Annotated in this window: 11 protein-coding genes; 2 read left to right on the forward strand and 9 right to left on the reverse strand. The window is 40.5% G+C overall.

The genetic code is table 11. From position 1 onward, the window contains the following. Window positions 1-220: 220 nt before the first annotated feature. Complete coding sequence (locus tag FNN09_RS18365; RefSeq protein WP_143303948.1) at window positions 221-1,495, forward strand: KamA family radical SAM protein; 1,275 nt, start codon at window positions 221-223, stop codon at window positions 1,493-1,495. A 137-nt stretch (window positions 1,496-1,632) separates the two neighbouring features. On the opposite strand, the gene FNN09_RS18370 is transcribed toward FNN09_RS18365, so the two are convergent. The 8 genes from FNN09_RS18370 to FNN09_RS18405 all read right to left on the reverse strand — a co-directional run bounded on the left by FNN09_RS18370 (window position 1,633) and on the right by FNN09_RS18405 (window position 13,195). Then, window positions 1,633-3,252: a sulfite reductase flavoprotein subunit alpha gene (locus tag FNN09_RS18370; RefSeq protein ID WP_185969059.1), complete on the reverse strand. Its 1,620-nt coding sequence runs from the start codon at window positions 3,250-3,252 to the stop codon at window positions 1,633-1,635. Window positions 3,253-3,555: 303 nt separating this feature from the next. Next, window positions 3,556-4,221, reverse strand: a complete 666-nt coding sequence (locus FNN09_RS18375) for a transaldolase family protein (protein ID WP_143303950.1) — start codon at window positions 4,219-4,221, stop codon at window positions 3,556-3,558. 10 nt (window positions 4,222-4,231) lie between these two features. Then, window positions 4,232-5,512, reverse strand: a complete 1,281-nt coding sequence (locus tag FNN09_RS18380; RefSeq protein ID WP_143303951.1) for a zinc-binding dehydrogenase — start codon at window positions 5,510-5,512, stop codon at window positions 4,232-4,234. Between the two features lie 178 nt (window positions 5,513-5,690). Further along, window positions 5,691-6,782, reverse strand: coding sequence for an SDR family NAD(P)-dependent oxidoreductase (locus tag FNN09_RS18385; RefSeq protein WP_143303952.1), 1,092 nt, complete (start codon window positions 6,780-6,782; stop codon window positions 5,691-5,693). Next, on the reverse strand, window positions 6,769-8,004 hold the full coding sequence (locus FNN09_RS18390) for a hypothetical protein (protein WP_143303953.1): 1,236 nt from the start codon (window positions 8,002-8,004) through the stop codon (window positions 6,769-6,771). The genes FNN09_RS18385 and FNN09_RS18390 overlap by 14 nt, the downstream gene beginning before the upstream one ends. Window positions 8,005-8,014: 10 nt before the next feature. Then, entirely contained in the window at window positions 8,015-10,483 is a 2,469-nt protein-coding gene (locus FNN09_RS18395; RefSeq protein ID WP_143303954.1) for a thiamine pyrophosphate-dependent enzyme, read from the reverse strand. 32 nt (window positions 10,484-10,515) lie between these two features. Continuing rightward, window positions 10,516-11,874, reverse strand: a complete 1,359-nt coding sequence (gene lpdA / locus FNN09_RS18400; protein ID WP_143303955.1) for a dihydrolipoyl dehydrogenase — start codon at window positions 11,872-11,874, stop codon at window positions 10,516-10,518. Window positions 11,875-11,878: 4 nt separating this feature from the next. Then, entirely contained in the window at window positions 11,879-13,195 is a 1,317-nt protein-coding gene (locus FNN09_RS18405) for a dihydrolipoamide acetyltransferase family protein (protein ID WP_143303956.1), read from the reverse strand. A gap of 182 nt (window positions 13,196-13,377) precedes the next feature. Here FNN09_RS18405 and FNN09_RS18410 point away from each other — a divergent pair, with 182 nt between their 5' ends. Further along, window positions 13,378-14,094 carry a GntR family transcriptional regulator gene (locus FNN09_RS18410; protein ID WP_143303957.1) on the forward strand — a complete coding sequence of 239 codons (717 nt, stop codon included), beginning with the start codon at window positions 13,378-13,380 and terminating at the stop codon, window positions 14,092-14,094. 138 nt (window positions 14,095-14,232) lie between these two features. On the opposite strand, the gene FNN09_RS18415 is transcribed toward FNN09_RS18410, so the two are convergent. Then, on the reverse strand, window positions 14,233-15,387 hold the full coding sequence (locus FNN09_RS18415) for an iron-containing alcohol dehydrogenase (RefSeq protein WP_143303958.1): 1,155 nt from the start codon (window positions 15,385-15,387) through the stop codon (window positions 14,233-14,235). Window positions 15,388-15,513 lie beyond the last annotated feature (126 nt).

Below are 15,513 nucleotides of genomic sequence, written 5' to 3' on the forward strand. Positions count from 1 at the left end.
AGCGTCATTAAAAACAAAACACCATATCGTCAGGATTATATATGTCTTGATCCGAGAGAGAAAAATATTAATAGCTCCACTAATAAAGTGGCTTAAAAACTTGTAATTAATTAGAGTATATGAAACGACCATGTAAATTTAATTATCCAAATTGACACACATGCGGATGATGAAATTTACTTGAGAGTTCCATCTGACAGATGAAAATAAATTTAAACAGATGAAAATCTTAAGCTATAACGTTAAAAATTTCAGGCAACTAGAATACATAAAAATGCTCCCCGAAAGTGTTAAACAGGAAATAGAAATTGTTTCCCGCGTTTTGCCTTTTAAAGCGAACAATTATGTAACCGACTACCTGATTGACTGGAAAAACTACGAAACAGACCCCTGTTACATACTCACTTTTCCGAACCGACACATGCTGCCGGAGGATGATTACCAGAAAATTAAATGGGCGGTTGTGAATAACAAAGCCCAGCATGAAATCACTCAGATAGCCAACAACATTCGCCTGAGTCTTAACCCACATCCAGCACAACAACAATCAAACATACCAAGCTTAAATGGCGAACCCTTGCCAGGCGTACAACACAAATACCGCGATATTGCCTTGTTTTTCCCTACACAAGGACAAACCTGTCATGCCAATTGCACTTTTTGCTTTCGCTGGCCTCAATTTGTAAAGGACCTGGATCTTCAATTTTCGATGAAAGAGATTGACCGTGTGTGTGACTATTTCAGGCAACATGAGCATTTGCATGAACTATTGTTTACTGGTGGCGACCCAATGATTATGAGTCCGCGTACCATTAGTAAATACATCGACACCATTTTCAAGGCCAATTTAAAAAACCTGAAAACCATTCGTTTTGGAACCAAATCACTGACTTGGTGGCCGTTCGTATTTCTTCCGCAATACAACGAAGAAGCACAAGAAATGCTAGATTTGTTCAAACGAATTGTTGACAAAGGCATTCACCTTTCTATTATGGCACACTTTAACCATTACCAGGAGATGGGTAACAGTGCGGTGGCCGAAGCCATTGCTAACATTCGTGCCACAGGAGCCGAAATTAGAACGCAATCACCTCTTTTGAATAACATTAATGCATCGGCCGAAGTATGGGAAAAGATGTGGGATCAGCAGGTTAACATGGGCATGATACCCTATTATATGTTTATCGAACGCGAGACAGGTCCTTATGGCTACTTTCAGGTGCCCTTGGCTAAAGCGTACGACATATTTACCAATGCCATACGCTATACATCTAGCTTAGCTAAAACTGTTACAGGACCATCCATGTCGGCAGCCATGGGTAAAGCACAAATTATGGGCATCATCGAGAATCCAGTAAATGGAGAAAAGTATTTTCAAATTCAATACATCAGGCATCGTGATGTGAACCAATCGTACAAACCATTTTTAATGCACTACGACGAAAATGCCACATGGATAGATCAGTTAAAACCCGTTGACTCGTTTATAAAATAAGATGATGAGGTGTGGCATATCTTAAAACACTACACTCATTGGAAACTTAAGTTTTGATCACCCCTAAGCTCCCATTGAAGCGGAGCTTGTAGGGCGATCGAAAAAGATCTCTTCTTACACCCACTTCACTCACCACATTAATAAACTTCTTCCTGGTATTTCTTAGCGCCTTTTAGCCCTTCAAAATAAGTGAGCGCATCACTTTCGTTCATCTGTTTATGTTTTGCAATGGCCTTAATAAAACTGCTACGTACCGTTACAGCCAACTGGTCTTTACTACCACAAACATAGGTAACAGCCCCTTTCTCTATCCATTCCAAAATTTCACGCCCATTTTCTTCAATCAGATGACTCACGTATCGTTTTTCCTTCTGATCGCGCGAGAAAGCAGTACTTAACTGCTGAAGGGTACCATCTTTTTGAAATGACATGAGCTCATCTTTATACAAAAAGTCCGATTCACTATTGCGCTCGCCAAAAATCAACCAGTTCACACCCTTGGCACCACGGGCCCTGCGCTCTTGTAAAAAACCCCTAAAGGGCGCTATACCTGTACCTGCTCCAACCATGATCACGGGAGCATCATCATTATCTGGTAATCGGAATTTGGCAATAGTTTCCAGGGTAACCGGCACCATATCACCCTCATCTAATCGATTCCATAAATAGGATGAACAGACACCATTTCTTACCCTTGAGCCACCATTATTTTCAATCACCTTCACCACAATGTCGGCCTGATCGTTTACCGCACTTTTGCTCGATGAAACAGAATACAAACGCTGACTCAACTTACGTAAAACACTCAGAAATTGCTCAACAGTGATGTGCCCCGGATAATCCAACACCAAATCCATGATGTCTTTCTCACTGCTATAAGACTCAAGCGCTTTATCGTCTTGCACTAATTGATTAAGTGCTTCAACTTGTACAATTTCGGCATATTTTTTTATCACCAAAGGAGTTACAAGTGTTAGCTCATAATCATTAATCAACACATCTTTCAATAAACGTGTGGTCTCCTTTTGAGGCACAGGGTAGGCTTTATCAAAATTCAATACCGTCAATAGTTCATCAACCAACGCGCGCGAATTGGTTCCATAAACACCAATGGCATCACCCGGTAAATAGTCAATACCAGAATTTTTCAGCGACAGGCTAACATGCAGCACTTTCTTACTACTGGTTTCTGAAGTCAATAGTTTCTTTTCCAGCAGCTCGGCCTTGTATGCCGAATGTTGCTCTCCATCGATTTTTAGCTCAAAGGTAAAGCCCTCTTTATTGGGTGGATTGACTTTTTTAAGCTGTCCATCCAAGGACTGAAAAACATCGAGAACCCACTGCTTAGCCGTTTCTTCAAAATCAATATCACACTTAGCATGCTCCATTACCGGGTGGCTTCCCAATTCCTCCAGGCGCTTATGAATATCCTCGCCTGTTTGACAAAAATAACGGTAGCTACTATCGCCCAATCCCAAAACAGCAAATTGTGCCTTTACCGAATCCATAGCATCACTGTGCAGAAATTCATAAAAACCCTCGGCTTGAACAGGCGGTTCACCTTCTCCATGCGTACTTACAATTACTAACAGGTTCTTAATGATCTTTACCTGGCTATAATCCATCTCTTGCATATCAAGCAATAAAGCTTCGTATCCAAGGCTCAGGGCATATTCGTGTGCTAGTACTGCCACCGATTTTGCATTACCAGTACGACTACCAAACAGAACATATAAAGTATCTTTCAATTGACTCATCATTTTAGCTTTGTTTTAAAAGGAAAAAGAGGTCGAATTGTTCACATAATGCCACCTATTCTACTGATGAAACGGAGAATGCATTTTTCAAGCAGAAATTAAATATTTTCGTCGACAGTTGAGAGGAGTAGCAGGTTTGAAGCACTTTCTGAATTACCTACTAAAATTAATGCCTAGACCTAGAATTTGAATGTAGTCCGAATTAGGATATTCACTTACATGTGACTAATAAAAAGCACCTTTAATTCGTTAATTAAAAGTGCTTTTACAGTTTGAAGAACTGATCTACTGTAACTAATACAGTCAAAAATCAATATCATATAGGCCTTCGGCATCTTTTTCGAACCACTCTACACTCATATCAGTCATAGGGTGACTTCGTAAACGCTCCAATATTTCAAAATTGATGGTGGCTGCATGACTACCCATCATACTAACACGATGCACCTGGTCAACGGTTTTAAAGCTAGCTGCCAATACTTGTGTATCTAAGCCGTATTGCTCAAAATTCTCTACAATATTTCCCACCACTTCAATACCGTGCGATGAGATATTGTCTAAGCGATTGACATACGGAGCCACCCAATCGGCCCCTGCTCGGGCAGCAACCAAAGCTTGTTGCTGTGTAAAAATGGCGGTTGCAGTTACCTTTATACCAGCCTCTTTTATCATGCTCATCGCCTTGTATCCCTCTTCAGTAACAGGAATTTTAGCGAAATAATTATCTCCTAAAGCGTACTTTTGCTTGTAAGCTTTAGCCTCACGAAGCATATCCTCTGCTTTATTACTTATCATTTGCACATGAAGCATTTTATCACCTACAATCTCAATCAACCCTGGTAAAATCTGTGACATAGGCTTACCAGCCTGAGCAATAATTGTAGGATTAGTTGTAACTCCATCAATGGGAAAATAGTAAAACAACTTTTTCAACTCCTCTACATTAGCAGTATCCGCTAAATACAACATATCTATTCAATTAATAATTTAATTTATCCGCATTCTCTAATAAAAAAGCTTCCGCTTCTACATTCCACAAACCTACATTTTTTTCACAAATCTCATGCAACTGAGCGTAAACAGGATTGCTTTGACCTAAGCTCTTGAATTCTGAAATGGCTGTTAGCGGCATCTCAACATGAGGATACACCAATTTTTTGCCACCTGGAATATTTGGTAAATCAAGCGTTGCCTCTGGCACTACGTTTAGTCCACCAATATGTGTCACCAAGCCAGCAGGATCTAGTCCATTAGTCATTATCTCAAGCGCTTCTTTCATATCATAGGTATTTCCACCTGATGTACCCACAATATGTGTATAAGCGTAATGCACGTTATAAAAATTCATTTTGGCTGAGAACTCGGTATTAGATGGTCCTGCAAAGAAGTTTAAACAACCATCAAAACCCAGAATGGCATCGCCCTGCTCAATTACCGGTGCTACTGGTGCAAAAACAAATACATCGTTGTAACCATCACCTCCTGTTATTTCGCGCAGACCAGCCACTGCATCACCCATCTTAGAGGTATTGACATATCGTAAATCAATACCCTTTGACGCTGCAAATTCAACCGTATAAAGACTTGCTGCTCTATCTAAACGCGCCTGGTCAATATCAGTAACTACTAATAATGATGGTTTACGATCTTCACGACGAAGGGCGTAATTAATGGCGGCCAAACCCATAGGCCCAACGCCCGCTAAAATTGCCATCTTACCTCCATCAACAATCTCCATATCGTGCACGTAACTACCTGCTTTAGTATGATAATTAGCATGCATAGCTCCAATTACACAACTTAATGGCTCGGCTAATGACGCTGGATAAAAACCTGGACCTTCATAAGCTAACAAGCAATCCTGTACCAACACATCTTTCGGAATAATTACATAGGTTGCATCACCTCCAATGTGCTGGTATGAATAACCTGGTGCGCTTAACACACCAACTGGACCGTCCTCATAATAAATAGCCGGTTGAATGGAAAATTTCTGGCCAGCTTTGAACTTATCGGTCCATTTAGCCCCCACTTCAATAATTTCACCCGCAAACTCATGACCGATAATAATCGGATTTGTATCAATATCATTAGGTACCCGCTTGTGGTCACTGGCTTGGTTCGCTGCCTTGTAACTTGACATACAAAGGCTATCCGTTACCACTTTTGCTAAAATCTCATCCTCTGTAATCTGGGGTAATTCGAACTCTTCTATGCGAAGGTCTTTTTTACCGTATAATCGTACTGCTTTTGTTTTCATCTGTTTAAATCTATTTTTCAATGGTCAGATGGAACTCGCCAAAATTAATCATACTTCTGTGTGAGAAGCTATTCTCATGGCTCGTTTCATAATTCTTAAGTATCAAGATGCAAGACGTTAGTATCAAGACATTAGTCGATATACCCGCATCATACATCATCATTCAAACATCATTCATCTATCTGAGCATTTCCTGGCCTCCCGTTACCGGAATGGCCTGCCCTGTTTCATATTCCTGATCGATCACATATACAATGGCTTTAGCAACATCTTTTACACGACAACCTCGTCCTGCTGGCACTTGTTTCTCGTAATGAGCCTGAACATCTTCAATGCTACAAGCACCTGGCACTTTACCAGCTTTTAGGTATTGCACAAAGAGGCCATTCTCAGGATCGCTCCATAATGGACCATCAAAGAAATTGCCCGGACAAATGGAGTTCACTTTAATATTGTGAGGCATCAGCTCCAATGCAAAAGACTGTGTTAGACCAATACCACCAAATTTACCACCTGCATAGGCAAAATTACGGTTACTGCCCTTTAATCCTGATTTAGAATTAATTTGAATGATATCAGTGAAGTGTTGCGGTGCCACTTCAGCCTGAAGTTTCATCACACGCGAAGCATGCTTGGCACAATAAAAATATCCGGCATAGTTCACCTTCGTCATTAAATCAAAAGTATCAGGGTCCATCTCATCCAAGCCTCCTGCCCGCAGAATACCAGCATTACTAATGATTGCATCAACACCACCCAATTGTAGCACCGTTTGCTCAACCATGCGCTTAACAGAGTCCGAATCCCCCACATTTACATGAACAAAAATGGCTTTATTGATTTGGCCTAAACTATTCAGCTTGTTAACCATTGCATTACCCACTTCCTCGTTTAAGTCGGCCACAACAACATGTGCACCTTTAGCGAATAATTCCTCGGCAACACCACCGCCAAAGCCCTGTGCTCCACCGGTCACAATAATAATGCGATTTTCAACCACACCATTGATGACAGGTGCACCCTTGGGGTATTCAACCGAAATCACTCCTTTTCCTTTAATAGAAATGGTTTTAACAGGTGCTGACCCCTTTGATAAGTGCTCTTTTAAAGCGGCTATCAAACGCTCCTTATTATCACTTTCATCAATACAAACACAATTGTCAGAGGAAGAATCACACTGTTCAGTTGCATCTAAACTTCCATTACAACTTACCAATGCTGCCTTAGATAACAGCATGCGTACCATTGGTATAATATCAATCAACTCCATGAAGTTCTTTTTTACAGGTTACATGTTTAATAAGTGAATTTCCCAGTTGGAAAAACTCTTCTCGTCTTTCCTGAATGAACACACCTGTTTCATTCAGTATGCCTTTGCCATCTTTCGCAAACAAGTATTGATGAGCGGCTAAAATACAGGCTCCTTCATAATTGATTTGCAGCAATTCATCATCCAGGGGTACGCCACCTTTAGCCATAACCTCTATAGGCTGTTTACCTGGACTATTATGCTCGGTACCAAAGCTCACAACAAAGCCATGCTTTCTTAAATATACAGCATACTCTTTAAGTACCTGATGCGAATTGCGGGTGGGTATCAATTCTACCGAATAGATATTTCGACGCTTAAGACCTTCTTTTACTTTATGCAATTCACGTTCAAAATCAGTATACCCTTTTACGGCATCGGCCAAAAATGGATAAGTAGGTACGCCGCCAGCTTTTAAGATAATTTCTTTAATAACACTACTAGGTGCAAATGCATCCGGATTTTCTTCAACATAAGCCGGTTTACCCGCCTTTAGTAAGGCACTTCTAATCTCATTTTCCATTCCTGCAGATGAGTGCAGATTACTTTCGAAGCACTTATTACCAAATAACAAAAGGTAAAAACCCAGTAAGCGTTCAGTATAATGATAATGCTTCTCAGCTAACAACCTAATTGCCAAAGCCAAATGGCGTTCACGCACATGACCACTGGTCAGATTTCTTTTAATGTCATCAAAATTTAATTCATAGCCAAAACCAACCTCTTTAAACCAATCATTTAACTTCTGCGTCATTTCTTCAGAGCGTTGATTGTTTAGCACCATAATGTCATCCAGTACCCTTTGGTCATCGTCTGACAAAACTGAGGGATAAGCCAAAGCTTTACCACTAATGTAGATACGCCCCGGGTTAGATGGATCATTGATTAAAAAGCCGTTCTTTTTATCTTCCTGATTAATGCCGATAAATTCAACATTAAACAATGGATACAACCCTCTTTTGAAAGCGCCACTACACCATTTTTGATAGGCTTCAAATGTGTAAAAATCATTCACACCAACAACCTGAACATTTTCTTCCAATGCCTGATCTAAGGCCTCTTCAACAGTTGCAAACGCACTAAATGAATAGGGAGTATGAAGGTGATTGTTAACCTTTAGAGGTTCCAATTCCCCCGAAACTGTTTCGGGGGTAAAATCTTTCATATAATTTATGTAGCTCATTGTTGTTTGGTTAAATACCTAGTTTAGAGCGACGAATTATCTCTGCATTAGTGAAGTTATTGGTCACCACATGCCCTTTCAATGGCACAATCTTTTCGTGTATTGCATCAATTAACCATTCTTTAGTTGGGAAGAAATAATCTTCCAATTCATAAGCTGGCGTAATCCAGTTACGTGATCCAACGACAACTGGTGGGGCATCCAACTCGTCGAAAGCCAGTTCAGTAATGCGTTGTGCCATATCCTTCAAGAATGAACCACGTTCGTTAGCATCACTCGTTAACACAATGCGTCCTGTCTTTTTCAAGCTTTCAATAACCGGCTCATAATTAAATGGAACAATCGAGCGGGCGTCAATCACTTCGGCTGACATGCCATATTTTTCTTCTAATTCCTGAGCTGCTTCTAAAGCACGATACATGGTAGCACCTATTGAAAGAATAGTAATGTCTTTACCTTCTTTTTTAACATCTGGCTCACCAAACGGTATTTCGTAATACTCTTCTGGCACACCGCCTTCATGGAATTGCTCACCAATATCGTATATTCGCTGACTCTCAAAGAAAATAACGGGATCCGTTCCCTGAAGAGCAGTATTCATCATTCCTTTAGCATCGTAAGGGGTAACTGGGAAACACACTTTCAATCCAGGAATATGCGCCACTAACGATGACCAATCCTGCGAGTGCTGTGCTCCGTACTTAGAGCCTACCGACACACGAATAACAACCGGCATCTTAATCACATTACCCGACATGGCTTGCCATTTTGGTAACTGATTAAATACTTCATCACCACAACGTCCTAAGAAATCGCAATACATAATCTCAGGAATAACGCGACCACCACACATGGCATAACCAATGGCTGTACCGATGATAGACGCTTCTGAAATTGGTGAGTTAAACAAGCGCTGATATGGTAAGGCTTCTGTTAAGCCACGATACACGGCAAAAGCACCGCCCCAATCGCGATTTTCTTCACCATAGGCAACAAGCGTAGGATCTTTATAAAAACGATCGACAATGGCTTCAAATAAGCCATCACGCAATTGGTATTGTTTGATTTTTGAAAACGATTTTCCATTGGTATCAAAAGCAAAACGCTCTTTCTTGGCAATCTGCTTAACACGAGGATTCTCTTCCATTGGATGATTAACTTCCACCGGACGATCTTCCATTTTGTCCACACTACCTTCAGAGAACATCATGTCTCCAATAATCTCAGGATGCTTTACTAAATCCATGCATGGAGATACTTCATCATCAATAGCCAAAGTCATTGAGTATTTCATCAACTCCGTAATATCGGCTTTAATGGCTTCCAGTTCATCAATACTTGCAATGCCAGCACCTGTTAGCTCCTTGGCATATGAAAGAATACAATCCTGATCTTCCCATGCTTCTACCTCCTCTTTACTTCTGTACGATGAAGCATCAGACGGCGAGTGACCACTATAACGGTAAGTCAGAACATCCAATAAAACAGGACCTTTCTTATCCTTTAATAATTCCATTTTACGACTGTAAGCATCAATCACGGCCAACGGATTATAACCATCAACACGCTCGGCATGCATACTATCACGATTGACACCAGCACCAATACGAGCAGCAATGTCGTAACCCATGGTTTCGCCACAAGTTTGCCCGCCCATACCATATTGGTTATTCATGATGTTAAAGATGATTGGCAAACCACCTTTGTAAGCTCCTTCCCATAACTTTTCAAACTGATCCATTGAGGCAAAGGACAAACCTTCCCAAACAGGGCCACAAGCCATGGATGCATCTCCAATGTTAGCTACTACAATACCATCTTTCTGATTCACTTTCTTAAACAAAGCGGCACCAACTGCGATATCGCCAGATCCGCCCACAATGGCATTATTTGGATAAACACCGAAAGGCGTAAAGAAAGCATGCATTGATCCACCTAGCCCTTTATTAAAGCCCGTTTCGCGAGCGAAAACCTCGGCTAATGTTCCATAAATTAAGAAACGACGAGCCAATGATTTTAAATCGCCTTGATGATTCTCGGAAACGATTTTTAAGATGGTGCCATCAAAGAAATTCTGCATGACTGCAGTTAAGGTCGCGTCATCCATTTTATGAATGGCAGACATTCCTTTGGCTAAAATTTCGCCATGCGAACGGTGCGAACCGAAGATAAAATCCTTTTCATCTAAATGGTAAGCCATACCAACAGCAGCCGACTCCTGTCCGATTGACAAGTGAGCTGGCCCCGGGTGGTTATATGAAATCCCTTGATATTCACCTTTAACTTTAATCTCATTTAACATGGTTTCGAATTCACGAATCAAAACCATATCATGATATATATCTTTAAACTGCTCTTTTGAGAAATTTACTTTCTCTTCCTCAATACTTTTATGGTACTGATTTACTGGAATATCTTTAAATTCAATCTTACCTGATTGTCTAACTTTTGCGGGATCTATAAATTGTGATTTTGGCATTTTTTCTAAACTTTTAAAATTTGCAATTGTGTTTAATGAGAAAAGCTAAAAATGGTTTCTCGGAATATTTCAGATACAGTAGGATGAGGAAAAACGACTTGCTCTAGTTCTTTCACAGTCATTTCGCCTTCGATGGCCATACAGGCACCATATATCATTTCGCTGGAAGGGTTACCCAACATATGCACCCCCAATACTTCGCCATATTTAGCGCCAACAAGCACCTTGCACATACCTGAACCACCTTCATTTTCAGCAATAAAACGACCTGCATACGCCATTGGCAACTGAGCAATTTTATAGCTTATACCTTTTGCTTTGGCCACTTCCTCTGTTAGTCCAACACCAGCAATCTCGGGATTGGTATACACAACTCCCGGAATAGCATTGTAACGCATTTGATCTTCTCCTCCACTCAGGTTGTTTACAACCACTTCGCCTTCGCGACTAGCTGTATGAGCCAACAATGAAAAACCTGTTACATCACCTGCAGCATAAACATTCGGGATATTGGTGCGCATTTTTTCATCGACCTTAATACCACCTTTGAATAGCTCAACGCCGATATTCTCCAAACCAAAACCTGTAGTTACAGGCCTGCGACCAACACTCATCAGTATTTTATCACCCTGGATAGTATGCGTCTTGCCTTCTTTTTCAAAACTTACGGTTTGTCCATCTACCTTGGTAACTTTTGATGACATATTAAAGTCGATGCCTTTCTTGGCATACATTTGACGAAGCATGGCACTCATCTCAACATCCATACCAGTCAGTATTTCATCCATCATTTCAATAATGGTAACCTTTGTTCCTAAGCTATTAAAGAAGCTGGCGAACTCCATTCCAATAACACCGCCACCAATAATCACTAAGGACTTGGGCTGTTGCTCCAAATCAAGAATTTCACGATTTGTTAGAATGGCTTCATTGTTCTCCACTCCAGGAATAGGTGGGACAAAAGCCTCAGAACCTGAACAAATCAGCAGGTTCGAAGCCATTATCTCTCTTTCTTGAAATGCTATTTCAATACCCCGTTGGGTACGTCCTTTTATTAAAGCAGATCCATTCATAACCTCCACCTTAAATTGTTTCATCTTGGCACCAACACCACCGACGAGTTTCTTCACTACCTTTTGCTTGCGTGCCATCATCTTTTCAAAGCTGAATGACAAACTTCCAGCTTCAACACCGTACTTACTACCAGCCTTGGCATTATCGTATAGCTTAGCACTGTACAACAAGGTTTTGGTAGGCATACACCCTTCATTCAAGCATACACCACCTAGTTCTTTCTTTTCGAAGAGCACCACTTTTAGCCCTTTTGCACCAGCCCTTTCGGCAGCTACATAACCAGCAGGTCCTCCTCCTATAATTGCTAAATCGTACATATCCTTAAAAATCTATTGTTAGGTTCTCAATCTCAATGGCTATCTGCTTTAAGAAACGTGTTGCCATTCCACCATCTAAAGCCTGGTGGTCGTAAGTCAGACTTAATCCCATATAAGGCACAAAACCATAAACTCCTCCACCTAAATCAGCCGGACGTGGAACAATCGTATTGACACCTAAAATTGCTACTTGAGGTAGATTAATAACCGGTGTAAACATCTCAACGCCGTAGTTACCCAGGTTGGATACCGTAAACGACGCTGCTTCAGAATTCAATAGCTCAGGATCAACATTACCCTGACGACATGATTCTGCAACTTCCTTAAATTGATTAGATAAACCAGTAATTGATAGGTCATCGGCATTTTTAATGGCAGGAACCATTAGGCCTCTTTCAGTATCTACAGCCAAACCAAGGTGAACCTTACTAAAATACTTCACGCTGTCTCCCAAGAAATGTGCATTGGCATCAGGGAATTGCTTTAAAGCTTTAATAAGCGCAAAACACACCATATCATTGATGGTAATATTAGGTGCACCTTCTGTTGCTTTTACCTGTTTGCGTAATTCTAACAAACGACGTGCATCAGCCCCTAAATGGTGCGTTAGCTGAGCTGAGTTTTGTAGAGAAGCATGCATAGCCTTTGCTATAAGCTTTCTAATATTTGGTAATCTCTTAATTTCAAAATCATTGCCATAAACCGGATTATTGGCACTTAAGTCAGTTGCCCTCACTGCCCCTGCTAAGCCGCTGCCTTTTTCGGCAATTGTCAAACCTTCTTCTTTCATTACCTCCTTGGCCAATGGCGTTACCTTTGGTTTAGATAACAAATAGGCTTCAATATCACGAACAATTACGCGTCCTTCTGGTCCTGTTCCAACAATGCTTGCATAAGGCACCAATTCCGATTCAGCCATTTTTTTTGCTCGAGGCGAAATTTTCACCCGCTCATCGCTGTCCGATTCTTTTAATACTATCTCAACAACGGGCTCTTCCTGCACTTGTTTATCCACCTCTGTTACCTGGATCTCTACCTCAGTAGATTCTGCACTATTAGAGTTAAAACCATCAACGCTCTCTCCTTCCTGACCAATCACACCGATGTTTTGTAATACTGGAATTTCATCACCTGCTTCACAAAAAACAGCCAATAGAACACCATCTTCTTCTGCTTCTTGTTCAAACGATGCTTTATCAGTTTCGTAAGCAAAGAGCATATCTCCTTTAGCGATTACATCTCCTACTTGCTTGTACCAATCGGTAAAAATGCAGGATTCTACGGATTGCCCCTGGCGAGGCATTATAATTGCGTTAGCCATATCTTATTTATTACCAGTTATAATTCATTTTTAATTGCGATCAAATTTATCAAGCACAACATGTATACACAAGTTAATATTAAGAAATCAATCAAGTTACTCTCTTACTGACATTTAACACTATTTACAAGTAACTTGTATATACATCTTATTTAGCTTATCTTTACATGAAATTTTAAAGCATGTCTGATAAAAAAGCACTTCCTCCATATAAAATTCTCTATGAGCAATTGCGCAAGCACATAACAGAGGGCTCGTATTCAAAAGGAGATATTCTCCCCTCTGAAAATGAACTATGCACAACACACAAAGTAACCCGACCAACCGTTAGAAAAGCACTGGACAGGTTGGTGCACGAAGGCTACATTCGCAAAAAACAAGGAAAAGGAAGCATTGTACAAGGACAACCACAAGGCGTAGGCATCCTGTCATTGTCAGGTACCACATCAGCCATTGGCAAAGACAATTTGGAGACAAAGATGATTGTAAGGCCATCGCTAATTAAATGTGACGATGCCTTTGGCTTTCCACTGCATGATTTTGAAAAAGAAGTGGGCTGCTACCGACTTGAACGGCTACGAATAATGAATAAGCAACCGATTTTTTATGATATTACTTTAATCCCCAATATCAATCTCCCGCGCTTTTCAAGTCGAAATTTTGAAAACCGATCGTTATTTGAAATAATGCGTACAGCCTACCAAATTGAAGTATTGGGAGGAGAACAAAAGCTGATGGCTATTAAAGCAGATGAGAAAGTTCAAGAGTACTTTAATGTGGAAGTGGGCCACCCTATTCTTAGACTTGATAGAAAAATGGAAACCAACAAAGACGGCTTTTCTTTTTACAGTCAGGTATATTGTAATACAAATGAATATGGCTTATATGGAACATTCTAAGCCAAACTATGCATTTGGAATTATATGTAATTAGCAAAAATGATTAAGACTCAATTGACGATACATTCTTAAAAAAAGGAGGAGAAAGCCTGAGCCCTCTCCTCCAATTATCTAATCCTATAAGATAAAAACCCAAGCTTAATACGCCGCCTGGTATATTGCAACAGCATCTTCCAAGGATACTTCCTTTGGATTACCGCCTGTACAAACATCCGCAAGCGCATTTTTAGCCATCAACTCAAAATCTTCTTCTTTAGCACCCAATTCTTTAATACTTATTGGAATACCAACATCTTTTGACAACTGAGTAATCGCATCTAAAGCAGACTCAGCAGCTTCAACAGCACTCATCTTTGAAACATCAACACCCATTGCCTCTGCAATTTTAGCAAACTTCTCTGGGCAAGCCGATAGGTTAAAGCGCTCGACATGTGGTAATAAAACCGCATTGGCTACACCATGTGGCGTATTATACAAACCACCTAACTGGTGAGCGGCTGAGTGTACAAAACCTAATCCACAGTTAGAGAAAGCTTGGCCGGCGATGAATTGAGCCCAAGCCATTTTACTGCGAGCTTCCAGGTTACTGACATCCTTAACGGCATCACGAAGACTTTCGCTAATTAGTTGAATAGCATAAAGAGCCATGTGATCGGACCAATGGAATGCACCTGCCGTTACATAGGCTTCAACCGCATGTGTTAATGCATCCATACCTGTTGCTGCAGTTAGAGCAGCAGGTTTATTCAACATTAGTTCAGGATCATTAACCGCAATTGAAACTAAACAATTCTTATCAACCATCACCATCTTCACTTTACGCTCCTCATCGGTAATCACGTAATTAATGGTAACCTCACTGGCCGTACCCGCTGTTGTGTTGATGGCCGCTATTGGTGTTGATTTATGCTTTGAGACATGAATACCTTCAAAATCTTTGATATTACCACCGTTAGTAGCCAAAATACCAATTGCTTTACCACAGTCTTGAGGCGAACCTCCACCAATAGTTAATATGTAATCGCACTTGTTTTCTTCGAAAATAGCCAAGCCATTATGCACATTGGCACAGGTTGGATTAGGCTGAACATCGTCAAAAGTTACATAACCAACAGATTGAACATCCATTAGATCTGTTACTTTCTTAACAACACCTAATTCATTTAAAACTTTATCTGTTACAATAAATACCTTGCAGACTCCCAAAGCTTTAATTTCTTCGACAAGGTCTGTAATAACGCCCGGTCCAACAAGGCTCAAAGGCGGCAGATAAATTCTTCTCTTCTCTAACATTATATTCTTATTTAATTGTCCTATTTTTTTCCAAATGAGCAAAATAAAACCGGCATAGCAGTTAACGGTTCACACCATTAACTAACTACCCGGATTTCTATGTATTACTACAGTAATTTACCTCGT

Origin of the sequence: Carboxylicivirga sp. M1479 (assembly GCF_007097485.1) — a bacterium.
In the GTDB taxonomy this organism is placed as follows: Bacteria; Bacteroidota; Bacteroidia; order Bacteroidales; family Marinilabiliaceae; genus Carboxylicivirga.